This window comes from Jeotgalicoccus coquinae, assembly GCF_014207425.1.
GTDB classification, from domain to species: domain Bacteria; phylum Bacillota; class Bacilli; order Staphylococcales; family Salinicoccaceae; genus Jeotgalicoccus; species Jeotgalicoccus coquinae.
On sequence record NZ_JACHFF010000004.1, the window covers coordinates 136,673 to 159,741 of the forward strand.

The following is a 23,069-nucleotide window of genomic DNA, read 5'->3' on the forward strand; positions in this document are numbered from 1 at the left end:
TACAGCAGACGAAAATTTCACAATTAAATAAATTCTTTATCAGCTATTTTAGATAGCGTCTGTATTCCATCGTGGATATAGGCGGGACCTAAATCTATGATGGCTGAATTAACGATGCAGAAACCAGCCATTAGTAAAATCTAATTGGCTGGTTTTTTTATATGTACTTTCACCAGGCCGGTTGGATTTCTTCACACAGAATTCAAGTTGGTCTTTTTTTCTACTAAAAATAAGGAGTGTTTCAAATGAAAATTGGTTATCAGGGAGTAGAAGGCAGTTACAGCACGCTCGCATGCGCGTCTTACGCAGGTGATGAGGAATATACAGCTGAGGGTTATATGACCTTTAAACTGCTGGTTGAAGCACTGCTTAATGACGAAGTGGACTACATTGCACTGCCGGTTGAAAATTCGACAAGCGGACCGATTACGAGAACAATTGATCTGATGAAATATTTAGATGTGAAAGCCGTTAAAGAAGTATACGTAAAGATAGATCATGCACTCATTTCTAAAAATCCGATTCCACTCGATAAAGTTACAGAAGTTTATTCGCACCCGGAAGCACTTGAACAATGCTACACGTATTTAAGCCGGTACCCGAATATTGAAGTTAAGGAATTCAGCGATACGGCCGGCGCCGTACATATGGTGAAAGAATCAGAAAACGAAACGATTGCGAGCATCGCGGGCAGTCATGCGGCAGAAATGTACGGCATGCATATTATCCGTGAGAACATCAGCGATAACCCGCTCAATACGACACGTTTCTTAATCTTTACGAAAGAACTGAGCAAGAAAGTTCTTAATGAAAAAACATCGCTGTATATAGAATCCGATCACAGCACCGGTTCATTAAGTGATATCCTGGATATCTTTAAAACATATAATATTAACCTGCTCTATTTAATGAGCCGTCCGATTCAAAACAAGCCATTCGCTTACGGATTCTTTATCGATATAGAAAACGATACGGATATGCAGAATTTCGATGCGGCACTTGCAGTGCTGACAAAGGAAACATCATATATAAATATATTAGGCAGCTACGCTAAAGGGCAAATCCCTGAATATGAAGGAGTGATTCAAAATGAAAAACATACTGACCGGTAAGAAGCATTTATTTACGAGAATTGCGATTGGTTTTGCTCTTGGTATTTTACTCGGTATATTTCTCCCCGATTTTTCTATTCAGATAAAATTTATTGGTGATATTTACCTTAATATAATTCAGGCAATGATTATTCCTATTATATTCGTCGCAGTATCCACCGGTATTATTAATATCGGGAGCGGTAAGGATCTTGGACGTATCGGTGTTAAAAGTGTATCAGTATTTATATTGATGTTCATTGCAACCGCCGGTATCGGGTTATTAATTTCATATCTCGTAAGACCCGGGAACCATATTAATATCGATTCTGCAGGATATGACGGAGAGATTACTTCCCCGTCGGTAGAAGATTTCTTTATGAATATTATTCCTGACAACTTGTTTATGGCACTGACTGAAGGAGATATACTCGCAACAATTATTTTTACTGTTGTTTTTTCCATAGCTATTGTTGCAGTTGGTAAAGAAGCAGAACCTGTTAAAAACTTCATTAACAGCCTGTCAACAGTCATATTTAAAGTATTGAATTATATTATGGAATTAACACCGATTGGAATCATTTCCTTAATGGCATTCGCCATTGCAGAGTATGGTGCAGGTATATTCTCAGCTCTCGGTCTTTACATCGTTACTGCGTATGCCGCATGTATTATTGCATTTATCATAGTGATGCTGATTCCAGTTTGGATTTATACGGGAATGTCTCCTGTTCAATTCTTAAAAGGCATTTATAAAGTCTGGCTTGTGTCACTGGCAACGACAAGCTCTGCCGTTACTATGCCGACAACTATCAGAGTCACGAAGAATGATTTTAAAGTCAGCGAATCAATTACCAACTTCGTTGTTCCGCTAGGTACCACAATAAATATGGCAGGCGGAGCTATTTCATTTAGTCTGCTCGCTGTGTTCGTATCAGACTTTTACAATATCCCGCTCGGCGTGGGACAAATTATTTATCTAGTAGTTATTGCAACAGTAATTAATATGGCAGCACCCGGTATTCCCGGCGGCGGTATAGTGCTAGGCGCTTCATTCCTTACACTGCTTGGTCTGCCAATTGAACTTATGGGCCCAATCGCTGCAATCTACCGTATACTTGATATGGCGTATACAACAATGAATATCACAGGTGATGCAACGGCCGCAATATTAATTGATGAATCAGAAAAACGCCGTAATAAGAAAAGTACTTTTCCTGCGGAATCATAATTTCTTTGGACAATTCTTTACTTGGGCATGATCCGGCTCTTTGGCTCAGTAAACCCAATAACCGGTCAATGAACCAAATATTCTCATACAAAAACTATCCGGAATTATATTTCCCGGATGGTTTCCTTTTATTTCTGATGTTTTTGTATAAAGAATCCGTTCTGTTCATCCCATTCTGCGAAAAATATGTCTTCAAGTTCCACTCCTCTTTCTTCTTTCAGCTTCTCACGGAGCCATGTTTCGTCCTTGCCGATTTCTTTAAGTCTTTGATCTTCCAACTTGCCTGCATCAACAAGCAAATAGGATATTACATTTTCCGGATAGTCCGTCTTCAATTCATTACGGCTAGGCGGTTCTTCACCTGCATACTGCATCACCGATAAACCACCGCTTTCTTCAAGTATTGCATACTTAACTTTACTTAAAGAAAATACACCGTTTAATCTGAGCAGCATGCGTACTTCGTCAACATCCATGTTATTTTTCTCCATCACTTCTGCATTCAGCTGTCCGTCATTAATCAAAATTACAGGATCACCTTGTGCAAGACTTTTAAATCTGCGGCTTTTCAATGCAAATTTTTCCAGTACGAATATAAGTAATGCCCAGAAAAATATAGAGAACAGCATTTCATAAACAGGAACGGTCGCGTCGTAAAGCGATTCTTCTATAATTCCTCCAAGTATTAATGCGTAAACAAAATCAAGAGGGGTAATTTGAGCCAGTTCTTTTTTGCCCATTAGCCTTAAAACAATCAGTACACCGATTAACCCCAACGTTAATTTCAGCGCGTACATCATCATATCTTCCATTGTCTTCTCTCACCTCTATAAGTATTTTCATATACTTACAGAAATACCCCTCCCCATTTAATCAAAACAAAAGGACTGAGACAAAATTGTCCCAGCCCTTTCATCAAACGTTTAAATTATTTTGCTTTCACCAGAATGTCTTTTTCATCAACATCATTGATTTCATCAGCTTTATCATTCAGGTAGTACTTACCTTTAGTCATATAAGCAAGAACGATTGTAAGTACTGCTGCCAGTGCTGCTGCAAAGAATGCCGCAGTACTTTGTAAAAATGTTCCCATAAAGCCAAGTGCTGCAATTGTTCCAAGCAGACTTGAAATAATCAGTGACCATACGCCGACCGGATTCCATTTGTGTAAGTACTCCTGTCGTTCTTCGTAGTATCCCGGCCCAATTTTCATGATCCGTTTTACTGCAATAAAGTCAGTAACTAATATCGCTGCCCATGACATCAGGAATACTCCCTGGAATGTCAAAGCATTATCTAAATGATCTGTAATACCGCCGAGCATTAATATCATTGCTGTGACACCTGCAACGACAACCCAGAATCTGCGTCCCGGTTTAAAACGGAATACATTCTCAAAGAAGTTCGATAACGATAAAGAACTGCTGTAAATGTTAGTTACGTTAATACGGACCTGTGTCAGCATTGTAAATAATGCACCGCCGATACCGAGTAAGTGAACAATATAAACTCCTGGATTCGGTTCATTTAAACGCACACCAAACCATATACCAAGTCCACCCATGACACCGTAAGCAAATATTTGCGGAATAAACCCAATCGCAAATGATCCAACTTTAATGTGTCCCGGCTTTAAGAATCGTGCATAGTCTGATGCAATGAGAGCAGTCAGTCCGATAATACCGTGCTGCATACCGATACAAAGTAACAGTGCTGTCCCGCCGATCTGCATACCTTCAGGCATGTAAGTCCAGAATGCACCGTCGTATTGTGATGGTGTCATAAATGCCACAACGATTGCTGCAATTAAAAATATAAAGAAAATAGGTAATGACCATTTTTGTAGTTTATCAAGCTGTTTAATTCCAAACCAGTTAAGTGGAATAACAAGTGTTCCAAATACGACTATTAGGAGCCATACAGGAATAACAGGGAAGAATTCATGTACTGCATAGACGAGGATCATACCTTCAAGGGCACAATACATAATAAAGTTAGAAGCATATATTAAAGATGTCAGTGACGCACCTATGTAACCGAAGCCTCCGCCCCTGGACATCAGGTTAACGTTCATTCCCGATCTTGCTGATAAGTATACGATAACTGTTCCCAGCACACCTGCAACGATAATTGCATAAGCTGCTGATATAAGCGCATTAATCGCACCGAATTGCAGTGCCATTACACTTCCGATTTGAAAGTAGAAAATTGCTGTAGCAATACCGAATGTAATATTTGTAATGCTGAGCCAGCCCATTTTACGTTCATTATATGGGACTTTTGATAATGAGTGATCGCTTTCGCTTGATTCAATCTGCTGACCTTCTGTGTCTACAGAACTCATAAATATCCTCTCCAATCTTATGAAATTTTGTATTAAGGCGACTTTTACACTATACACTGTTTTAGTTAATAAATCAAGTCGTTGTGTATACTTTTACACATTATAGTCGACATAATATGTATATTAACAATTAAATTGAAAGTATACTAACACTTTAATTATGAAACTATATTTCAAAATGCATAATATTTTTGAAATTCTGTACAAAAATGCAAGCCCTAAATATAGATGAAATCCCACGTCAGTACTAGGTTTTCTGACATGGGATTCTGATGAAATTTATTGGTATTCCGCGCCTTCAGAATACGTATTTTGAGCATTCCACAGTAAATATTCCTCAACACCATTATCTTTTAATGCCTGAATCTGAGCTTCCACTTCAGCCGCACCGTAATTTATATAGTTTCCCGCTCCTAAATATGAAGCGGTAAAGTCCTGTATCCACGGTCTTGATTTCGGCGGATTTTCAAGTTTGCCGAGCACTTCATTTTCAACTTTCATATACTCATCAATTACCCCATACGGTTCAGTATCCGGTGCTGCAAAGTCAAATGCGCCTGCACCCCAGTGAGATGGATATATCATCGATGAGATGATATCGACGTTATTTGCTATCTGAGAGAAATTCTGACCGATTCCAGGCGCTTCCCTTTGAGTAGCCGCATAGCCGAAAACATCTACCGACACGTCAACATCATAAGGTTTTAACTGTTCATTTGCATAGGCCACAAAATCCGTAACAGCATTGACTCTCTGCTGCACTTCATCAGCTTCAGAATCAGCATATTCACCGAAATCATAAATTAAATCAGCAGACATCGTTTCGAATGATTCCGGGAATCTCACGTAGTCGAACTGGATTTCTTTAAATCCGAGTTTAGCCGCTTCAATTGCTATATCAACGTTGTAATCCCAGACTTCTTTAAGAAAAGGATTGACGAAACTTTCACCGCTGCCATTTTGCCAAACGGTGCCGTCGCTGTTCTGATACGATAAATCCGGACGATCCATTGCGAGTCTAGAATCTTTAAAAATAACGATGCGTGCAATCGGATAAATCTGATTATCTTCAAGTGTCGTCATCAGCTGTTGTGGATTAACGTAATCATACATATGACTCTGTGCAATTTCATTATCGATATCAAGCGGCATCATGATGTCCCCGATATCTTCTTTAACGTCGATGACCATTGAGTTTAACTCCGTATTATTAACGAGCTCCGTCAGTTCCTGCATTCTTTCACCGCCTGCGGAAAACCCAGTAACAAAAATACCTTTTACCCCTTCTTCTGGATAAGCAATATCAACACCGGACTGATACTGAAATACAGGCGTTGTATCCTCATTAACCGTATACAGCGGACTGTCGTTTAAGTTAAGTGCTGACGGCGCTGTCTCAGTTTCTTCTTCGTCATTCTGCTCCTGTTTTTCAGCAGTTTCCTTAGTTTCAGCTTCCTCTCCCGGACTTTCTGCTGTCTCTTCTGCAACGTCGGGCTCACCGCTGTCCATCTCACCTCTTACAGCCAATGCAAGAAGAAGAAACAGTACAGCCAGAATACCTCCAACCAAAATCAAAAAGTTTCTCGTACTCATTCAGTCACCCCGCCTTCTGAATCGATAAGTTTAGGATCAATGAGTGAATAACCTTTATCCCTGAGACCCTTAACGATATCCGGCAAGGCCTCACTCGTCCACTGGCGGTCGTGCATCAGCAGATTAGCACCGTCACCAAGCATTTCAGTATTAACCATAATGTCACTGAGAGCTCCCGGCTCCTGATAGTCAGGTTCCCAGTCAAAGCCGTAGGTCCAATTCATTACGGTCATATTCTCTTCTCGAGCGATGCTGATTGACGCTTCACTGTTCACCCCAAACGGCGCTCTGAAAAATTTTGGACGCTCTCCGATTGCTTCTTCAATTAAGTCACCTGTATCGATAATTTCAAGGGCTGTATCTTCCGGCGTAATCTCCTGCATATTGAAGTGATTATAAGTATGATTGCCAATTTCAAAGCCGAGCTCGTGAATTTCTCTCAGCTTCTCCTGGCCCTCTTTTGATTCTATAAACATACCGTTTACGAAAAATATCGCAGGGGCATCAAGTTCTTTTAATGTATGAGCCATAGCAACCGCATTCTCATCCGGTGCATCGTCTATCGTAATGAGCACAGCCGAAGATTCAGCGTCTTCTGCTGAAGGTACTATAGCCGATGTTGCAGCTTCTACTGTATACATGGTTTCCGGCTCACTGTTTTCTGCCGCTTCTTCATTTGAATCAGCGTCAACCTGGACCGCTGATTCATCGTCTGAAGTGTCTTCACCAAGAGCGGTTTTTACTTCATTACTGTGGTTTTGAAAGGCCGCCAGCTGTTCATTGATTGATTCATAGTGTGCAGTCACCTCTTTATGAACGCCGTTTACTTCTCTCATGCCGTCAGTCAATGTATTATAATCAGCTTCTTCACTCTTAAGTGATTCAAAAAATGCTGTTTCTGAACTTAAGACTTCTTCATAGCCCGACTGGACATTCTTAACGTCAGCGGCCAGCTGTCCCAGAGTTGCAGATAAATTCTGAACTGTTTCTTCATTCAGTGTTTCGCTGCTGCTGACATCAGCCGATTCAAACTCTTCAGCTCTGTTCTCCAGTTCTTCATGTATTTTTGACAGTCCTTCTGCCAGTTCATTCCGTTCGTTTAAATTCTGATACAGCGGTGACTGGTCATCCTTAAAGTCAGCCAGTTCCTCATCTGTCAGCGATTCATTAAACAAGCCGGACATTTCTGCTTCATAATCAATCATACTCTGAATGCTGCTCGTTAATGCCGGTGCCGTTTCCGCTTCAAAATCTTCAATATTTGATAAAACTTTATTTTCGGGACTGCCGCATGCGCCAAGTATAACCATTGCTGCACTAAGCATTATGGCTATTATGTATTTTTTCATCTATAACACCCCATTCAAAATTCATTAAAAATCTCTGTAAAATAAAAAAAGGGTAACTCCATATAATGAAGTTACCCTCTCTGCCGTAAAAAATGCATATTTTACATTTATTTCATTTAGAATCCGGATCGATACTTACACTGCAGTACATTCCCGCAATGAATAATATAAGCACTGCCAGATAAACGATAAAATTATACTCCACAGGAATAATTGTACCTACGCTGAACATCAGCAGCGTTGCTGTTAAAAATAAAAATATTGCTGCTTTTTTCATTTATTTGTCATCCTCTGTAATCCATACCGTCTTCTCTTCAAACGGAATGCGTTTTGCTTCCGGTATTTTTTTCATATCCGGCTCTCCAACGAAGATTACACCTAAAATTTCTTCTTCTTCTGACAGCTCAAAGTATTTTTTAACAGGTTCAGCATAATAAGCCGGCCCGCTTTTCCATATCGCACCCAGACCGAGGCCATGCGCCGCGAGAAGTATATTCTGAACTGCAGCTGACACCGCAGAGACATCTTCAATGTAAATAGCCTTATCATTGCCGGCTTCCGGGCTCAGCGCGACCACGATTGCAGTCGGTGCAATAAGCGGCTTCGCGCTGAGTTTTTTAATACGTTTCTGTCCCGCTTCACTAGCCGGATCATCTACACGTGTTTTCGCCCATTCGCCTAGCACACGCGACAGCGGCAGACGCCCGTCACCCTGCAGCACGAAAAATTTCCACGGTTCTGTGTGATGGTGATTCGGTGCCATTATCGCTGCCTGCAGCAGCTGTTCTACAATTTCTTTACTCACCGGCTCATTATCTTTAAAGATTTTAATGCTCCGCCTTGTTTGTATTGCTTCAGTTATATTCATTATATTTTTTCCTCCGTACTTTTCAGACGCTCCTCAATCCAGTTTATAATAGTATTGAAAATTTCTGTCTTCATAGTAAATTCATTAAATATTTCATGCTCCAGCTCAGGGTAAATAATTAATTTCTTATCCTCTGAAGATATATCGTCATGGAACTGCACCGAGTCTTCGCTTGCGACCAGTCCGTCATTTTCACCATGAAGAATGAGCACCGGATCTTTAAAGTCTCCTGCTTCAAGTTTTAAATATTCGATGCCTTTTTCAAGAGTTCTGATCAGACCGACAGATATTTCTTTTTTATTCAGCGCATCCTCAACATAATGCTTAAGGACGATTTCGGTGCTGCAGAGCCCTTTGCCAAGTTCATTTTTGACATAGTCATTACTGTCTAGACCGACAGGCACACCGGCAAATAATTCATGATTGTAACGCGTTAAAGCGCCCGATGTAATATACCCTTCAACTTTACCTGGATATTTTGTGCCGTACAGAGCAGCAGTATATCCGCCCATACTGTGGCCGATAACAAATACTTGCTGTTCAGGCAGAAGTTTTCTCGTATAGATCACAATTGCACCGAGATCATCCGTGATTTCATCGACTTTAGAATAAAAAGTATTCTCTCCTGATGAATGACCATGTCCGCGCTGATCGTAGCGAATGACGTTAAATCCGCTCCGTATTAACACCCCTGCGATATCATCGTATCTTCCAAGATGTTCTGCAAGACCGTGGACAATAATGATTGTCGCCTTTGCTGTTTCCGGCTTTTCTGTCGTCTGTACTTTCGTGTAAAGCAGTGTTCCGTCTTTGGACTCAATGTATTTTACAAATGACAAACTCATCACTCCAATCTCTGTTACTTGGAATTATAACCTTTCCGCCGTGAAATTGCATATCTTAAAGGGTTAATATATTATTGTTATAAATACTAATTATAAAGGTGCAAATATGTCTAATCAAAAAAAATATATACTCTCATTTACATGCGGGTTTCTCTTATACCTCATTATGTTTGTCGCATTAATTTACTTTAACTTCATTTATTATACGACCGGCTTTTTCGCTTTCGTTATTTTCGCTTTTATTGCATCAGTACTGTTCAGAACTCTGGCAAATAAATTCGCCAAAGAAGGCGACCGTCCGGATCTTTACTATATGATTTTTATCGGAAGCTTCGTTCTCCCGACACTGATTCATATGCTGTTCTTTATATAACGATAAAAAAATCGTCTTTGACTCGTGTGAGCCAAAGACGATTTTTTATTTAATACTCCTATTTACGCTGCCACCTTCAAGCGGTTAGCAATCAGTTCAAGAATAATCGCGACCACGAGAATAATCAGTGTAATTGCACCGACTTCCTGCATATCGTAATAGAATGAACTTGCCATGAATAACTCGTAACCTATACCTCCGGCGCCTGCCGCTGCGCCCATCGCAACTGCCACACCGAAGTTAATTTCGAACCTCAGAAACGTCCATGAAATTAAAAAGCTTTTCGTCTGCGGTACTACAACCTGGAATAAAATATGGGGATAGCTTGAGCCCGTTGCACGGAGTGCTTCTATCTTACCTTCATCCACCTCTTCAAATGCTTCTGAGTACGCTTTTACGAGATAGGCAACCGAGTGAAATACCATACCGATAACTGCTGCAACAGCACCGAGTCCGGCTGCAATCGCAAATATCAATACCCATAATACCGTTGGCACTGCACGCACGACTGTTATAAATGCTTTAATCGTGTTGCTAACCCATGGTTTCGATAAGTTTACTGCCGTACCGAAGGCGAGAAACAGCGAGATTACTGCCCCTAAAACCGTCGCTAAAAAAGCGAGCGACAATGTAATGGTAACTTGCCATAAGGCGCTGGGCCATGTTGTATTATTTAAACTCGGCGATAAAAACATCTGTCCGAGATTATCGATTGTCATCGGAATTGCATGAGATAAATCGAGTCCAGTGTAATCCATTATGAAAAACCCGATGACAGTGAAAATCGCCGAACCGATTAATAATCCTTTTAAGACCCGCTGCCCTCTGTTTGGTTTAGAGACTTTAATGCCGCCATTTTTATTATATTCAACAACTGCAGTCATTATAAAATCTCCCTTCTGATTATGTTCGAGATTGCCTCGATAACTAAGACAGCCAGCACAATCGCAAGTGTAATCAGCGAGACCATTTCATAATCCAGCTGTTTATAGTATAGATCGAATAGGTAACCGATACCCGTACCTGTCAGAAGTCCGACAAGCGTTGCACTGCGAATGTTTGTTTCAATCATAAATAAAATCCAGCTGAACATCTGCGGCATGCTCGCAGGAAGAACCGCTTTAAAAATAGTATGCCAGTACGTTGCTCCCGTTGCTCTTAGCGCCTCAACTGAGTCTTCGCTGCCTTCATCAATAGTTTCAAGGAATGCTCTCACTAAAAACCCGAATGAGCCAAAGAATAAAGCTAAAAACCCTGTCATTGAGTTCGTCCCAAAACTGATAACTAAAATTAGTGCCCATGCCACTACAGGAATGTTACGTGAAATCGATGCAATGATTTTCGCAGCATACATCAGCGGCTTATTTATATATGTCAGCTTCGAACCGAAAAGTGCAAAAACGACTGCGAATACTGCCGCTGTTGTTGTAGACACAATCGAGATTAAAATTGTTTCCCATAAAAGTCGCAGCACACTGCCGAGATTTGACAGCGTTGACTGTGAAAACCACATGTTGCTTGCCATCCATGACATTGCCGCTGGAATAGACATGATTCCTTCAATATGACTGTATTCTGTTATGTAACCCGCAAGCATAATCAAGCCGACGATAACGACGACTGTCAGCAGCAGATATAAGTTTTTCTTTTGAATAATAGTAATTTCATTTGCATTAATAGTTCCCGTTTTACTCATACTCGTCACCTACTCCATAATTAAATCGTCAAAGTCTGTACCGTATACAGCCTGAATAACTTCTTTATCAATCTCAGTCGGATGGCCATTAAAGACAACTTCACCGCTGTTTAAGCCGATAATTCTGTCAGAGTAATTTTTCGCCACATCTACCTGATGCAGGTTCACGATGACTGTAATTCCTTTTTCGCTGCAAATTTTTCTCAAGTGTTCCATAATCACTCTTGAAGAACTTGGATCAAGCGAGGCAATCGGCTCATCACATAAAATTATTTTCGGTTTCTGCACCAGTGCCCGCGCAATGCCGACACGCTGTTTTTGTCCACCCGACAGTTCATCACAGCGTTTATAAATATGGTCTTCGATGCCGAGTTCAGTAATGATATCAATCGCTTCTTCTTTTTCCGATTCTGTATACAATGAAAAAATTCCTTGCAGACTATTTTTATAACCGAGTGTTCCATGCATCACATTTTCAAATACTGACAATCTGTCTACCAGATTATAATGCTGGAAAATCATTCCGATATTTGTCCGCATTTTACGAAGTTCTTTACCTTTAACATTCGTTATATTTTGCTTGTCGAACGTTATCTTGCCGGAAGTCGGTTCTATCATGCGGTTAATGGTGCGGAGCAGCGTAGATTTACCGGCTCCGGAAGGACCGATAATCGACAGCAGTTCACCCTGTTTAATTTCAAAATTTATATCTTTAAGTACCGTCTTGCCTTTTGAATACTCTTTGTTCAGATTTTCAATCGACATAATAACAGGCATTTCCTTAACTTCTTCTTTTGTTGCAATTTCTAGTTCATCACCTGTAACTTCAATGTCATCGTCAAATGAAATAAGTACCTCTTCTGCTTCTTTTTTATAGAAGTCCGTTCTTGTTTCTCTGACTTCCTTTACTTTATTGTCCACCGCCATGGATATTGCCTCCTAATTAAAAAGAGGGGAAATCCCCTCTCTGTTTAAAAATATTTTATGCTGTTAAGTAAGTTCAGTTATTAATTAATTGCTCAGTTCTCTGATTGGATCAAACCATCCGTCTTCAACAACAACGAAACGCTCGTCTGCTGATTTAGAGAATAAGCCGCCTTCTTCAGAGTCTTCCGGCACGAAAATCTTTTCATTGTCCGCTACTTCGTCCGATGAGAAAACTTCCTGAAGTTCAGCAACAACGTCTGCACCTAAAGTGCTTTCGTTAGCGATAAACGGCGCATTCAGAACCGGAGTTGCTGAAATGATTCCGAACTGCTCGCCTGCAAGGTTTGAGAATGGATCTGCAGCACCTTCAGATACTTCGTAAATTGCACCTGGTGTATTTTCTTCACCTTCTGCAAGTTCAACGTAGTTTTCCAAACAGCTGTCACAGAATGCTGCAAGTTCAGCTCTTTCATTAATTAAGTTAACTGCAGAACCCTGGTGAGTGTTTCCGAACATTACCTGTTCGAAGAAACGACCGCTTTCTGCAAGGTCTTCTTCAGTTAAATCAGCGTACTCTTCAGTTTCGGTAAAATGGTTCAGAATTGTTGAAGTCGGTACTCTGAATCCTGATGTTGATGAAGTTGAAACGAATGAGAAATTAGTCTCCGGGAATTTATCGATTGAGTATTCACCGTCGCCTGTTTCAAATTTCTCCATGTTATCCACCTGAGTTGCAAACCAGCTGTAGTATAACGCGTCTTCTTCAGTTCCCGACGGGCCTGACGGCACTACCAGAGGAACAATGTTCTCATTGCGTTCTTTAGCCTGTATGTATCCTTCCGCGCCTGTAAATGCCAGGTCTGCGTTATCATTAACAATGCTCTCGATTGCGATTGCATAATCTGTAGTCAGTTCATGTTCTACTTCTCTGCCTGTTGTTTCTTCTAAAATCGCTCCGATTTCTTCGCGTGCATCAGCAAGCTCACTGCCGGATTCGTTTGGATACCAGACAACGCTCAGAGGTTCATCACTGTTTGAAGCTGCATCAGCTGACCCGTCTTCTGTCTGTGAATCTTCTCCGCCGCATGCTGCAAGTGCCAATACAAAAGCTGAACCAAGAAAAACATTGAATAACTTTTTCATTTTCAAACTCCTTAAGTTTTATTTACATGATTAATTTAAAAGCATTCAGGACATATAGTAAATGCGATTTACAACTACTTAACACATTTTTATGCTATCTAAATAAACCGATGGTATCCGTTAATAATTCACTGTCTATGCCGATTTCAACATAATTCCCGAAATCACCGTGGAAGTCCGAACCGCCTGTAATAAAGAATCCGTACTTTTCTATGAGTGCATCAATCTTTTCGTAATCCACAAGACCGTGATCCGGATGGTACTTCTCCAGACCGTCAATCAGCCGGTAGCTGTCATCGACCAATTCATAGCTCTGCAGCTGTCCCGGGTGGGCAATAACTGTAAATCCACCGTCCTTTTTAATCGCTTCAAGCGCGTCAATATAGTCGATATATTCAATATCCCCGGCAGCAGGCCCGCTGTTTTTAAACAGTGTACGGTATTTTGTCGTGTACTTCGGGCAGGTATAATGGTCATCGCAAATGGCATGCATTATATGCTGCTTGTAGATGACTCCAAGCGGCCCCACCGTCTTTTTCACTTCATCTGTGTCGATATCAATGCCGTAATCTTCGATTTTTTTAATCTGTTCCATCGAATGTTTATGGCGTTTAGCCAGTAAAGGTTCGGTTAATTCTTTAATATTCGGCGCTTCCGGATTATAGTTATAGCCCAGCACGTGGACTTTCCGTTTCCTTTTAAAGTCGTATGCGGAAATCTCTATGCCCGGTATCAGCTTAATATCGAGCTTTTGTGCATATGGCAGTGCTTCAATATATGTCAGATTTGTGTCATGATCGACGAAGCTTAACATTTCAATGTTGCGTTTTTTTGCCAGATCCAGCACTTTATTTACATTATCTTTACCATCGGAAAAGTTACTGTGCACATGCAGATCTATTTTGCTGTTCATATTACCCGTTCCTCCAGAGTTTTCGTATTCATGTCGTACACTTTATTACAGAGTCCGTCCATAAATTCAAGATCATGAAAGATGCCGATTAATGTCGTGCCGTTATCAATCAGTTTCGATATTGTTTCTCTGACTTTCAGTTTTGAGTTTTCATCAAGCGATGCTGTCGGTTCATCGAGCAGCAGGAGACGCGGATTTTTAACGACTGCACACGCGATGTTTAAGCGCAGTTTCTCCCCGCCGCTGAATGTATTTGGATAGTTGTGCCATAATGCTTTTGGAATATCGAAATGTCTCAGCGTATCTTCTGCTGTTTTCGCTGCAGTATCTATATCGGTCCCCATTTCAAGCATTGAGTTAATTACCAGCTCAAGTGTCGTGGTACGCGGCATCACTTTCAGAAACTGCGATACATAGCCGATTTCACGTGTACGCAATCTGATCAGTGAACGGTCTGAAATATCGTGCAGATCCACACCGCCATAAATATCAGAGTCGTAGTGTACAGTGCCTGATGTCGGTTTATATGTGCCGTAAATGCTTTTAAGAATCGTTGACTTGCCGCTGCCGCTCTCACCGACAATGCCGAGAAATTCACCTTTCTCTACATTGAACGAGATGCCGTTCACCGCTTCTCTCGTCTGATTCAGATGATGAATCGTAAATGATTTGCTGAAATCATTTATAGTAATCATGGAATTTCCTCCTAATCGATTCTGTAGTGGTACTGGCTGACTACTTTTCCGTTAACGATACATTCTGTTATCGTCGGATAGTCATCAAACAGTCTGATAATATTTAGATCTGCTTTTTTACCCGGTTCAATTGAGCCGATTTCGTCATCCATCTTCACCGCTTCCGCCGGGTTCAATGTAATCAGTTTAAAAGCGTCAACCAGCGGATAGTCTGCTTCTCTGTGAAGCTTGAACACCGAATGCAGCATGGCTGCGGGGTAATAATCGCTGCATAAAATCGAAATGCACCCTTCCATAATTGCATCTTTCGCATTTAAGTTGCCCGAATGCGAGCCGCCGAGCATAATATTCGGAGCTCCTGCGAGCGTGAACATTCCTTTACTGTGTGCGTACTTTGCGACTTCCATCGTGATCGGGAACTCACTGATTGTCGTCTGCAGTGTTTCATTGAAATCAATTTTCTCTGTCGCATCATCGTCGTGGGAAGCTACTGCAATCCCTTTAGACCGTGCAAGTTCCGACATCTCTTCCATCTCCTCAACCGACAGTCTGGAGAGTTCCTTCTTGAATTCAATCTGTTCATTGATTTCTTCGTCAGACAGATCTTTGTAGCCCTTCATCGTATGACGGTAATTTTCAATATCGCGGTACTGTCCCTGCCCCGGTGTGTGGTCCATAAAGCTGAGCAGGTGAATGCGGTTTTCTTTAATATGCTCTTTAACCGTGCCGATCATTTCAAGCGAATCCAGTTCAAAGCGCGCATGCATGCGGTGTCTGATTAAATGTTTTTCAGTATGCGTACGGTGAATTGCATGAATCAGCTTATCGACATTGTCGGGCTGTCTGACAGGCTTATGCCCGAACAAATCCTCTTTATAAATCGACAGCGAATGGAACATTGTTGTAATACCGTGCGAGCTTAAAATTCTTTCCGATTCTTTGATGCCGATATTAAAGTCCATAATCGTCGTCGGTCTCGGTGCAATGATGCCCTCTATATAGTCGGAATGAATATCGATAAACCCTGCTGTCACGTAACCGCCTTTAGCATTGATTACTTTATCGTAATCTTCAGTGTCTACCTCACTCATCGGAATCAGTTTTTCTATCGTATCGCCGTTAACAATGACCGCGTAATCGTTAAGTATTTCAGTTGCTGTAATAACACTGCTGTTTATAATTATCAAAACATGTCACCTCTTATAAAATTGAATACACAAGCTGCTGTGTATATTTGTGCTGCGGGTCTTCCAGTATCTGATCGGTAATACCGTGTTCTATCACTTCGCCGTCCAGCATTACCATCGTGCGGTCGCAGAGCATCCGGATAATCGCAAGGTCATGGGATACGACAATCATGCTGACGCCCATATCCCGCTGGATTTCTTTAATGAGTTCCAGTACATCTGCCTGCACTGATAAATCGAGGCCGGTCGTTACTTCATCAAGAAGTAAAATCGGCGGGTAGTTCGACAGTGCTTTCGCAATCTGCACACGCTGCTGCATACCGCCCGAAAAGTTTTTCGGCGCTTCATATTTACGGTTCAGTGCAATATTTACTTTCTCCAAAAAGTGATCTGCACGGTCCGTCATCTCGCCGACGTTGCGGTTGCCGCTCGCAATCAGTTTCTCGGCAATGTTTGTCACCGACGAAAAGTCCATCTTCAGTCCGAGTATCGGATTCTGATACACCATTCCGAGCTGCTCGTTTCTGATCTGTCTTTTCTTCTGGCTCGAGACGTTAAAGACATTGCCTTTCACAGTCAGGTCTTCCGGCAGATTATAATTGCCGGATGTTGCGTCCTGATCGAAATACAGCATCTTCATTAAAGTACTTTTACCGCTGCCGCTTTCGCCGACAATCCCGAGAATTTCTCCTTTATATAAATCAAATGAAGTATTTCTGACGGCATATACCGTATGGCAGTGCGGACACATATTTTTCTGCAGTTCATAATTCTCATCGCTGCAATATTCACAGCCGCGGCCGAATTGTTTCGATAAATCTCTGATCGACAGCACTACATCGTCATTTGCCGGCATGTTGTACAGCCTCCTCGTTCAGCTTCTCAAGCATGTAGCTTGTATCATTTGTAACGTAATATGTTTCTCCTGTTTTTTCGTCCTGCAGCTCATCCATGTAAACTCCTGACAATCCGGATTCGCGGCAGACTTTATCGTCGAAGTCTTCCACTTCAAACGGATAGTCCTCAAATGCCAGCGATTCCACTTTCGTATACGGTGGTACTGCGTGAATTTTCTTCTCGCGGCCGGCCCCCAGAAGAATAAGCCCTTCATTGTAATTCATCTTCGGATTATCAAATCGCGGAATCGGACTCGGCGCCATAACGTAACGGTCGTTTACCATAACCGGATAGTCTGCATCATCCGTAATGTGACCGAACTTCATAATCTGTTCGAACAGTTTTATAAACGCGCCGCTGTATTCCTTATCCCCGTGCAGCATTTTTGTTTTTCTTTCACTCGATTCAACAGCTCTTAACGGCTCCGGCTGCGGCACCTGCAGTACTAAAATCTGGAACGGTTTCAGCGGCACTTCAGGAATTCTGTGACGCGACTGAATGAGTGTCGCTTCCGATGTATGGATTGTCTCGGCAACACCTGTTGTATTTTGTACGAGATTTCTTATATTCACCGCGTTGACCGACTCATCCGAGCCCTGGTCAATGACTTTCAGTATGTCTTCTCTGCCTATCAGTGACAGTGTCAGCTGCAGTCCGCCGGTTCCCCAGCCTCGTGCAATCGGCAGTTCACGTGATGCGAATGGTACCTGATATCCTGGAACAGCAATTGCTTTTAAAGTTTTTCTTCGGATTTCTTTTTTTGAATGTTCATCTAAAAATGCGAAGTTCTGGCTCACTCCTGTTCCCCCTTACTTTGACGCATACGGTCGAGTTTCGACTGGAATGTTACGTAGTGCGGCAGTTTCAAGTGCGAAATGAATCCTGTCGATTCAACTGAGTCGATATGATAAAGAACGAACTCATCGTCACTTGTTGCTACACCCGGCACCGGATGTTCTAGACTGTAATCCAGCACGCTCATTGCGATTGCTTTTGTTTCATTCTGCCCGAAGACAAGACCGTAGCCGATTTTAATCATGAGATCTTTATCGCCTGCATCTGAATCATCTTCATCGAGGTCCGGCATAAATGCATCGATTTCAGTAACTTCAAAATCACCGATAAAATACTCGCCGTAATCGTCGTCCGGATCAATGTGCACAGGCTGCTGGCCGACGCGGCATTCCCCGATGTTCGGATGAGCCGATATACCGTACCCGCGGATTTCTGCATAACCGAGCGAAGTAACAGCACCTGTCTGTCCGCGCGTCAGTGCCTGCAGACGCTGGCTTCTCGTACTTGGATATTCGATTGCCTTCTTCGTAATATCATCCGGCTCATCGTTATTTTCTTCCTCTCTTACGAACAATCCTTCACCTTCGAGATAATCGATGACTTTCGGCAGTTTATCGAGTTCGTAATTGAACGGCACTTCTTTATACTCAATCGTTTCCTTCGGTCCGTCTGCAGATTCTTTTAAAGCATCGTCCAGCAGACGGTGTGTAAAGTCGGGTGAAGCTCCTAAAATCTGTCCGCCCGGAATATCTTTAAAACTTGCAGAGACTCTGCGTTCAACGAACATTTCACGCGTGTCCGTCACTGTTGAGTAATACAATCTCGGAAGCGTCGAACGATGGGCACGCATCAGGAATACCGCTTCTTCCATATTGCCTTCCGCCTGCTTAATCGCGAGTGCCGCTGTATCTCTGTCGTAAAAACTTGCTTCACTCATCACCTGATTGATCAGCTGGCGCATATTCGTTTTAATGCTTTCGACTTCAATATCCGCACCGTTTTCGAGTCTTCTGTTTTTATATAATATGACCGAGTTGTTAATCGCATGCGCGCCGCCTTTAACCGCAACGTAACCCATCTACTTCACCTCCGCTTTCGTCGTTCTCGGGATAATTACCAGGTTATTTTGTTTATCAGTCAGAACCAGGTCGATGCCTAACGGAAACTCTTTGCATACTTCATTGCGGAGTTCCATCCAGCTGCTGTCGAGTGACAGTTTAATATTTGTTTCATCCTTAATACCGGGACCTGTCAAACTGTACTCAGTGCCTTCGCCGATACTGTTTAAATCGATAATCAGCGTTGCCGATTTTTCAGGAGAAATTAAGATCCCCTTCATCACTTCTCTGAAGTATTTCTTTTTTAAATCCGCTGCTTTTGAAATGATAAAATCAGCAGTCGTATGATCTTTGTTGGGAATGCCGCCTGTTAAGACCTTTAATTCTTTTCTCATCGTTTTATCTTTTGAGAAAAATGATATTTCATTATCAAACAGCGTCATTGCTGCAAGCAGTGCTGCGTCACTGAAATCCGAATAATTTTTAACCTCTTCAGAAATATTCTCGGTATGACCGGGACGGCTCGATGCGTTAATGAGCTGACGGTATACCTGCTGTGTTGTATGTACGATTGTTTTCACCGGAATCCTCCTAGTCGTTCATCATGTCGAAACTGACTTTAGTCTGTAAAATCTTCTCTGTGCGACCTGCGATTGATTTTGCTTCAATATCTTTCAGCGATTTTAAAATGTCATTTAACTCCGCTGTAAATTTATCCAGTTTAAAACTTAAGTCGATAAAAGCCATCGCCTCTGACAGCCCGGGGTCAGTTCCTTTGACGAGACCGAGTCCTACAGTTGAGCCATGTCTTATTTTAGATTCGGTCACAAGCACCTCACCCATGTAAAATAAAGTATTTCTGGCATGCTCTCTCGTCTTCACCATAACGAGACCTTCTTCAGGCTCGCTGATGATATCGAACTCGAGTGACCCTTTAAACCTGTTATAGAAATCGAGAGCCTCGGATCTGCCGTACTTCGTGAAAATGCGTGTCCATTCTTTTCTGTGCATGTCACAACCTCCTTATGACTTAATCCTAACTTGTTGCCAAGTCCAGTATGATTAAGTGTTGGTAAAGGTATGTAAATGTTGAGTTGATGAATGTTTGGCATTTGTTAAGAGAGCTTAGGAATGACTGATTTGCAACGATCTTCGTCCGCCAAAATAAAAAAAACCGGAACATAAAGTTCCGGTCTAGTTTTCATCTGACAGCTGATGTTTAAACAAATCGCTTCTGTATAATATTTTCACTCTTTCAAGACAGTCATTCGTTTCCTTATCGTATGTGTCCGTTTCAAAGACGAGCAGCGGCACCAGTTCACTGCACTGCAGCAGCTTCATTTCTTCAAGTGTCGGGAATTGAGCTGACAGTGTGCGGTCCTTACTTCTTAACTGTTCATATCCTGCAGCTTTAAAATACGTATACACCGATGTCAGATTTTCTTTATCCTCATATATATGAGGGAACAGGTCTTCACGGATATATGAAATATGAATCGCACACGGCATTTCATTTACTATTCTTAAGCGTGATACTTTAAATATCTTCACATCATCCGCACCAAGTAATCCGCGATACTTTGCCTGTTCCTTATCGTCTGCATAATCCGCATAAATTACACGGCTTTTATACGGGATGCCCTGTTCCTTCATCTTCTCCGAAAAACTCGTCGTTCCCGTAATTAAAAACTCTACAGCCGGCAGCGGCTCATTTACAAAACGCCCTACCCCCTGCCTGCCATATACAATCCCCATCTTTTCAAGCTGAACGAGTGCATTGCGTGCATCGATCCGCTTCGCATTATACAGCTCTGCCAGTTCATTCTCGCTCGGCAGTTTATCGCCGGGACACAGTACGCCATGCAGTATCATTTCGTGAACTTTACTTCTGATTAAAGTTTCTTTAGTTATTACATTACTATCCAGGGACATGATTAATTCTCCTTATAACACGATAAATTTATTATACACACATGCCGAATTCCATACTAACAATTACAATAACCGAACGTTTATTAATATATTACACTTTGTAAGCGGTTTTTAAGAACTTAATTAAAAAATATCATTGCTAAGTTCGTAAATTCTGTTAATATAAATACATTCACAAACTTACATAATAAAAGGAGCACTCATAATGGACTTGTTAAAAAATAAAATTTTATCAGAAGGTATCGCACTTTCCGATAACGTATTAAAAGTAGATAAATTTTTAAATCATCAGATTGACCCTGAATTAATGGTCGAAATCGGTAAAGAATTCCATGCGAGATTTAAAGATGACAAGATTACAAAAGTACTGACTTTGGAATCTTCAGGTATTGCACCTGCAGTCATGACTGCATTGAACTTTAACGTCCCTGCAGTATTCGCACGCAAAAGAAAATCACTGACTTTTACTAATGATTTATTATCTGCACAAGTCTTTTCGTATACTAAGCAGGAAACGAACATGATCAGTGTTTCAAACCAGTTCATCCAGCCTGGTGACAATATTTTAATTATCGATGACTTCCTTGCAAACGGCGAAGCTGCCGGCGCACTGATCAGTATCGTTGAACAGGCTGAAGCAAACGTTGCCGGACTTGGTATCGTGATTGAGAAATCATTCCAGAGCGGTGCGTCAATTCTTAAAAACAGGAACTACCGCGTGGAATCTCTTGCACGCATCAAGTCATTAACAGACGGCACAATTACTTTCGCAGAGGATACGGAATAATGCAGGAACATAACCCGTCCAATGCAAAAGACTTTTCACTCGGTCTGCAGCATGTACTGGCAATGTATGCCGGCGCCGTAATCGTGCCGCTCATCGTCGGGAATGCAATCGGACTGACACCCGCACAGCTTACATACTTAATCGCTATCGATATTATGATGTGCGGTGTGGCAACAATACTGCAGGTTTGGAAGAATAAGTTCTCCGGCATCGGATTGCCCGTCGTTCTTGGATGTACGTTTACCGCCGTCGGACCGATAATCAACATTGCAAACACCTACAGTATTCAATCCGTTTACGGTTCAATTTTAGTTTCAGGATTAATCGTCGTACTGATTGCTTCATTTTTCAGTAAACTGATACGATTTTTCCCGCCGATTGTGACCGGTACTGTCGTTACAGTCATAGGAATTACACTTATTCCTGTCGCGATTAATGACCTGGCAGGCGGTCAGGGCGCCGAAGATTTCGGTTCACCGCTTAACTTGTTCCTCGGTTTTTCTACATTAATTATTATTTTAATCATTTTAAAATTCGCTAAAGGGTTCTTTGGATCTATTGCGATATTAACAGGTATTATTATCGGTACAATTATCGGTGCGTTTTTCGGACGTGTTGATTTTACCCCGGTAGCAGAGGCATCATGGCTGCACCTGCCGCAAGTTTTCTACTTCGGTACACCTGAGTTTCATCTCGTTCCAATTTTAACGATGACACTCGTTGCAGTAGTGAGTCTTGTTGAATCAACAGGTGTATATTTTGCACTTGGAGATATTACTGAGAAGAAAATTAAAGGCGAAGATTTAAAACGCGGTTACCGTGCAGAAGGTATTGCGATAATTCTGGGCGGACTCGTTAACGCTTTCCCTTACACTACATTTTCTCAAAACGTCGGACTGATTCAAATATCAGGTGTCCGCAGAAATAAAATTATTTACATTGCGGGATCCATGCTGATTATACTTGGACTTATGCCGAAAATCGGGGCAGCAACATTAGCTATCCCGGGTCCTGTACTCGGCGGTGCAATGCTTGCGATGTTCGGTATGGTAATCAGTGCAGGAATAAAAATGCTGTCACATGTCGATTTAAACAAACAGGAAAATATGGTTGTCGTGGCGATTTCAGTAGCGATGGGGCTTGGTGTTACAGTAGTTCCTGAACTGTTTAGTGCACTGCCTGAAAGCCTGTCGGTTGTCACATCAAGCGGAATTGTAATGGGGAGTCTGACAGCAATCATCCTCAATGCGGTATTCAACTTCAAATCGATTATTGATCCGAGAAATATATAGAAGCCCGCGCACCGGACACGCCGGTGCGCTCAGTCTCTTCCGGTTGCCATTCA

At 41.7% G+C, this 23,069-nt stretch carries 25 protein-coding genes; 5 read left to right on the forward strand and 20 right to left on the reverse strand.

Annotation, left to right across the window (positions count from 1 at the left end):
• The first annotated feature begins 245 nt into the window (after positions 1 to 245).
• Together HNR41_RS10915 and HNR41_RS10920 are read left to right on the forward strand one after the other, a co-directional pair.
• Positions 246 to 1,112, forward strand: a complete 867-nt coding sequence (locus tag HNR41_RS10915) for a prephenate dehydratase (RefSeq protein WP_184284606.1) — start codon at positions 246 to 248, stop codon at positions 1,110 to 1,112.
• Positions 1,090 to 2,322 (forward strand): dicarboxylate/amino acid:cation symporter, encoded by a 1,233-nt coding sequence (locus tag HNR41_RS10920; RefSeq protein WP_184284608.1) that lies wholly within the window; start codon positions 1,090 to 1,092, stop codon positions 2,320 to 2,322. The genes HNR41_RS10915 and HNR41_RS10920 overlap by 23 nt, the downstream gene beginning before the upstream one ends.
• 128 nt (positions 2,323 to 2,450) lie before the next feature.
• Here HNR41_RS10920 and HNR41_RS10925 read toward each other — a convergent pair whose 3' ends face one another.
• The 7 genes from HNR41_RS10925 to HNR41_RS10955 form a co-directional block, all read right to left on the reverse strand.
• Positions 2,451 to 3,134, reverse strand: a complete 684-nt coding sequence (locus HNR41_RS10925) for a DUF421 domain-containing protein (protein ID WP_184284609.1) — start codon at positions 3,132 to 3,134, stop codon at positions 2,451 to 2,453.
• A 116-nt stretch (positions 3,135 to 3,250) separates the two neighbouring features.
• Positions 3,251 to 4,666 carry a purine-cytosine permease family protein gene (locus HNR41_RS10930; protein ID WP_184284611.1) on the reverse strand — a complete coding sequence of 472 codons (1,416 nt, stop codon included), beginning with the start codon at positions 4,664 to 4,666 and terminating at the stop codon, positions 3,251 to 3,253.
• 279 nt (positions 4,667 to 4,945) lie between these two features.
• Complete coding sequence (locus HNR41_RS10935; RefSeq protein WP_229714999.1) at positions 4,946 to 6,259, reverse strand: putative glycoside hydrolase; 1,314 nt, start codon at positions 6,257 to 6,259, stop codon at positions 4,946 to 4,948.
• Positions 6,256 to 7,608, reverse strand: a complete 1,353-nt coding sequence (locus HNR41_RS10940; RefSeq protein ID WP_184284614.1) for a polysaccharide deacetylase family protein — start codon at positions 7,606 to 7,608, stop codon at positions 6,256 to 6,258. Before HNR41_RS10940 ends, HNR41_RS10935 begins: the two co-directional genes overlap by 4 nt.
• 112 nt (positions 7,609 to 7,720) lie before the next feature.
• Entirely contained in the window at positions 7,721 to 7,885 is a 165-nt protein-coding gene (locus HNR41_RS10945) for a hypothetical protein (protein WP_156897177.1), read from the reverse strand.
• Positions 7,886 to 8,476 (reverse strand): nitroreductase family protein, encoded by a 591-nt coding sequence (locus HNR41_RS10950; RefSeq protein ID WP_184284616.1) that lies wholly within the window; start codon positions 8,474 to 8,476, stop codon positions 7,886 to 7,888.
• Entirely contained in the window at positions 8,476 to 9,315 is an 840-nt protein-coding gene (locus tag HNR41_RS10955; protein ID WP_184284618.1) for an alpha/beta hydrolase, read from the reverse strand. Before HNR41_RS10955 ends, HNR41_RS10950 begins: the two co-directional genes overlap by 1 nt.
• A 172-nt stretch (positions 9,316 to 9,487) precedes the next feature.
• Here HNR41_RS10955 and HNR41_RS10960 point away from each other — a divergent pair, with 172 nt between their 5' ends.
• A complete protein-coding gene (locus HNR41_RS10960; protein ID WP_184284620.1) occupies positions 9,488 to 9,694 on the forward strand; it encodes a hypothetical protein in 207 nt (68 codons plus the stop codon).
• Positions 9,695 to 9,756: 62 nt separating this feature from the next.
• On the opposite strand, the gene HNR41_RS10965 is transcribed toward HNR41_RS10960, so the two are convergent.
• The 13 genes from HNR41_RS10965 to HNR41_RS11025 all read right to left on the reverse strand — a co-directional run bounded on the left by HNR41_RS10965 (position 9,757) and on the right by HNR41_RS11025 (position 20,937).
• Positions 9,757 to 10,578, reverse strand: coding sequence for a PhnE/PtxC family ABC transporter permease (locus HNR41_RS10965; protein ID WP_184284622.1), 822 nt, complete (start codon positions 10,576 to 10,578; stop codon positions 9,757 to 9,759).
• A complete protein-coding gene (locus tag HNR41_RS10970; protein ID WP_184284624.1) occupies positions 10,578 to 11,390 on the reverse strand; it encodes a PhnE/PtxC family ABC transporter permease in 813 nt (270 codons plus the stop codon). Before HNR41_RS10970 ends, HNR41_RS10965 begins: the two co-directional genes overlap by 1 nt.
• Positions 11,391 to 11,399: 9 nt before the next feature.
• Positions 11,400 to 12,167, reverse strand: coding sequence for a phosphonate ABC transporter ATP-binding protein (phnC, locus tag HNR41_RS10975; protein ID WP_184284727.1), 768 nt, complete (start codon positions 12,165 to 12,167; stop codon positions 11,400 to 11,402).
• 234 nt (positions 12,168 to 12,401) lie between these two features.
• On the reverse strand, positions 12,402 to 13,460 hold the full coding sequence (locus HNR41_RS10980; RefSeq protein WP_184284625.1) for a PhnD/SsuA/transferrin family substrate-binding protein: 1,059 nt from the start codon (positions 13,458 to 13,460) through the stop codon (positions 12,402 to 12,404).
• Positions 13,461 to 13,554: 94 nt separating this feature from the next.
• On the reverse strand, positions 13,555 to 14,373 hold the full coding sequence (locus HNR41_RS10985; RefSeq protein WP_184284627.1) for a PHP domain-containing protein: 819 nt from the start codon (positions 14,371 to 14,373) through the stop codon (positions 13,555 to 13,557).
• The gene (locus HNR41_RS10990) at positions 14,370 to 15,068 is read right to left on the reverse strand and encodes a phosphonate C-P lyase system protein PhnL (RefSeq protein ID WP_184284629.1); all 699 of its coding nucleotides are present in this window, start codon (positions 15,066 to 15,068) and stop codon (positions 14,370 to 14,372) included. Before HNR41_RS10990 ends, HNR41_RS10985 begins: the two co-directional genes overlap by 4 nt.
• 11 nt (positions 15,069 to 15,079) lie before the next feature.
• On the reverse strand, positions 15,080 to 16,255 hold the full coding sequence (gene phnM, locus HNR41_RS10995; protein WP_184284631.1) for a phosphonate metabolism protein PhnM: 1,176 nt from the start codon (positions 16,253 to 16,255) through the stop codon (positions 15,080 to 15,082).
• 13 nt (positions 16,256 to 16,268) lie between these two features.
• Entirely contained in the window at positions 16,269 to 17,111 is an 843-nt protein-coding gene (locus HNR41_RS11000) for an ATP-binding cassette domain-containing protein (protein ID WP_184284633.1), read from the reverse strand.
• Positions 17,098 to 17,949, reverse strand: coding sequence for an alpha-D-ribose 1-methylphosphonate 5-phosphate C-P-lyase PhnJ (locus HNR41_RS11005; RefSeq protein WP_184284635.1), 852 nt, complete (start codon positions 17,947 to 17,949; stop codon positions 17,098 to 17,100). Before HNR41_RS11005 ends, HNR41_RS11000 begins: the two co-directional genes overlap by 14 nt.
• The gene (locus HNR41_RS11010) at positions 17,946 to 19,025 is read right to left on the reverse strand and encodes a carbon-phosphorus lyase complex subunit PhnI (RefSeq protein WP_184284637.1); all 1,080 of its coding nucleotides are present in this window, start codon (positions 19,023 to 19,025) and stop codon (positions 17,946 to 17,948) included. The genes HNR41_RS11005 and HNR41_RS11010 overlap by 4 nt, the downstream gene beginning before the upstream one ends.
• Complete coding sequence (phnH, locus tag HNR41_RS11015; RefSeq protein WP_184284639.1) at positions 19,026 to 19,586, reverse strand: phosphonate C-P lyase system protein PhnH; 561 nt, start codon at positions 19,584 to 19,586, stop codon at positions 19,026 to 19,028.
• A gap of 10 nt (positions 19,587 to 19,596) precedes the next feature.
• Entirely contained in the window at positions 19,597 to 20,016 is a 420-nt protein-coding gene (locus HNR41_RS11020; protein ID WP_184284641.1) for a phosphonate C-P lyase system protein PhnG, read from the reverse strand.
• Between the two features lie 183 nt (positions 20,017 to 20,199).
• The gene (locus tag HNR41_RS11025) at positions 20,200 to 20,937 is read right to left on the reverse strand and encodes a GntR family transcriptional regulator (RefSeq protein ID WP_184284643.1); all 738 of its coding nucleotides are present in this window, start codon (positions 20,935 to 20,937) and stop codon (positions 20,200 to 20,202) included.
• Between the two features lie 205 nt (positions 20,938 to 21,142).
• On the opposite strand from HNR41_RS11025, the gene HNR41_RS11030 reads away from it, so the two are divergent.
• Together HNR41_RS11030 and HNR41_RS11035 are read left to right on the forward strand one after the other, a co-directional pair.
• A complete protein-coding gene (locus HNR41_RS11030; RefSeq protein ID WP_184284644.1) occupies positions 21,143 to 21,724 on the forward strand; it encodes a xanthine phosphoribosyltransferase in 582 nt (193 codons plus the stop codon).
• Positions 21,724 to 23,016, forward strand: a complete 1,293-nt coding sequence (locus HNR41_RS11035) for a nucleobase:cation symporter-2 family protein (protein ID WP_184284646.1) — start codon at positions 21,724 to 21,726, stop codon at positions 23,014 to 23,016. The genes HNR41_RS11030 and HNR41_RS11035 overlap by 1 nt, the downstream gene beginning before the upstream one ends.
• Positions 23,017 to 23,069: the final 53 nt, after the last annotated feature.

What these genes read in the sequence shown, in the direction of transcription:
- HNR41_RS10940 (WP_184284614.1), bottom strand. Translation starts at nt 7,608, where the DNA reads ATGAAAAAATACATAATAGCCATAATGCTTAGTGCAGCAATGGTTATA.
- HNR41_RS10930 (WP_184284611.1), bottom strand. Translation starts at nt 4,666, where the DNA reads ATGAGTTCTGTAGACACAGAAGGTCAGCAGATTGAATCAAGCGAAAGC.
- HNR41_RS10950 (WP_184284616.1), bottom strand. Translation starts at nt 8,476, where the DNA reads ATGAATATAACTGAAGCAATACAAACAAGGCGGAGCATTAAAATCTTT.
- HNR41_RS11020 (WP_184284641.1), bottom strand. Translation starts at nt 20,016, where the DNA reads ATGCACAGAAAAGAATGGACACGCATTTTCACGAAGTACGGCAGATCC.
- HNR41_RS10960 (WP_184284620.1), top strand. Translation starts at nt 9,488, where the DNA reads ATGTTTGTCGCATTAATTTACTTTAACTTCATTTATTATACGACCGGC.
- HNR41_RS10965 (WP_184284622.1), bottom strand. Translation starts at nt 10,578, where the DNA reads ATGACTGCAGTTGTTGAATATAATAAAAATGGCGGCATTAAAGTCTCT.
- HNR41_RS11000 (WP_184284633.1), bottom strand. Translation starts at nt 17,111, where the DNA reads ATGCCGGCAAATGACGATGTAGTGCTGTCGATCAGAGATTTATCGAAA.
- HNR41_RS10985 (WP_184284627.1), bottom strand. Translation starts at nt 14,373, where the DNA reads ATGAACAGCAAAATAGATCTGCATGTGCACAGTAACTTTTCCGATGGT.
- HNR41_RS10935 (WP_229714999.1), bottom strand. Translation starts at nt 6,259, where the DNA reads ATGAGTACGAGAAACTTTTTGATTTTGGTTGGAGGTATTCTGGCTGTA.
- HNR41_RS10925 (WP_184284609.1), bottom strand. Translation starts at nt 3,134, where the DNA reads ATGGAAGATATGATGATGTACGCGCTGAAATTAACGTTGGGGTTAATC.
- HNR41_RS10970 (WP_184284624.1), bottom strand. Translation starts at nt 11,390, where the DNA reads ATGAGTAAAACGGGAACTATTAATGCAAATGAAATTACTATTATTCAA.
- phnC (WP_184284727.1), bottom strand. Translation starts at nt 12,167, where the DNA reads ATGCCTGTTATTATGTCGATTGAAAATCTGAACAAAGAGTATTCAAAA.
- HNR41_RS10915 (WP_184284606.1), top strand. Translation starts at nt 246, where the DNA reads ATGAAAATTGGTTATCAGGGAGTAGAAGGCAGTTACAGCACGCTCGCA.
- HNR41_RS11035 (WP_184284646.1), top strand. Translation starts at nt 21,724, where the DNA reads ATGCAGGAACATAACCCGTCCAATGCAAAAGACTTTTCACTCGGTCTG.
- HNR41_RS11010 (WP_184284637.1), bottom strand. Translation starts at nt 19,025, where the DNA reads ATGGGTTACGTTGCGGTTAAAGGCGGCGCGCATGCGATTAACAACTCG.
- HNR41_RS11025 (WP_184284643.1), bottom strand. Translation starts at nt 20,937, where the DNA reads ATGTCCCTGGATAGTAATGTAATAACTAAAGAAACTTTAATCAGAAGT.
- HNR41_RS10945 (WP_156897177.1), bottom strand. Translation starts at nt 7,885, where the DNA reads ATGAAAAAAGCAGCAATATTTTTATTTTTAACAGCAACGCTGCTGATG.
- HNR41_RS10990 (WP_184284629.1), bottom strand. Translation starts at nt 15,068, where the DNA reads ATGATTACTATAAATGATTTCAGCAAATCATTTACGATTCATCATCTG.
- HNR41_RS11030 (WP_184284644.1), top strand. Translation starts at nt 21,143, where the DNA reads ATGGACTTGTTAAAAAATAAAATTTTATCAGAAGGTATCGCACTTTCC.
- HNR41_RS10920 (WP_184284608.1), top strand. Translation starts at nt 1,090, where the DNA reads ATGAAAAACATACTGACCGGTAAGAAGCATTTATTTACGAGAATTGCG.
- HNR41_RS10980 (WP_184284625.1), bottom strand. Translation starts at nt 13,460, where the DNA reads ATGAAAAAGTTATTCAATGTTTTTCTTGGTTCAGCTTTTGTATTGGCA.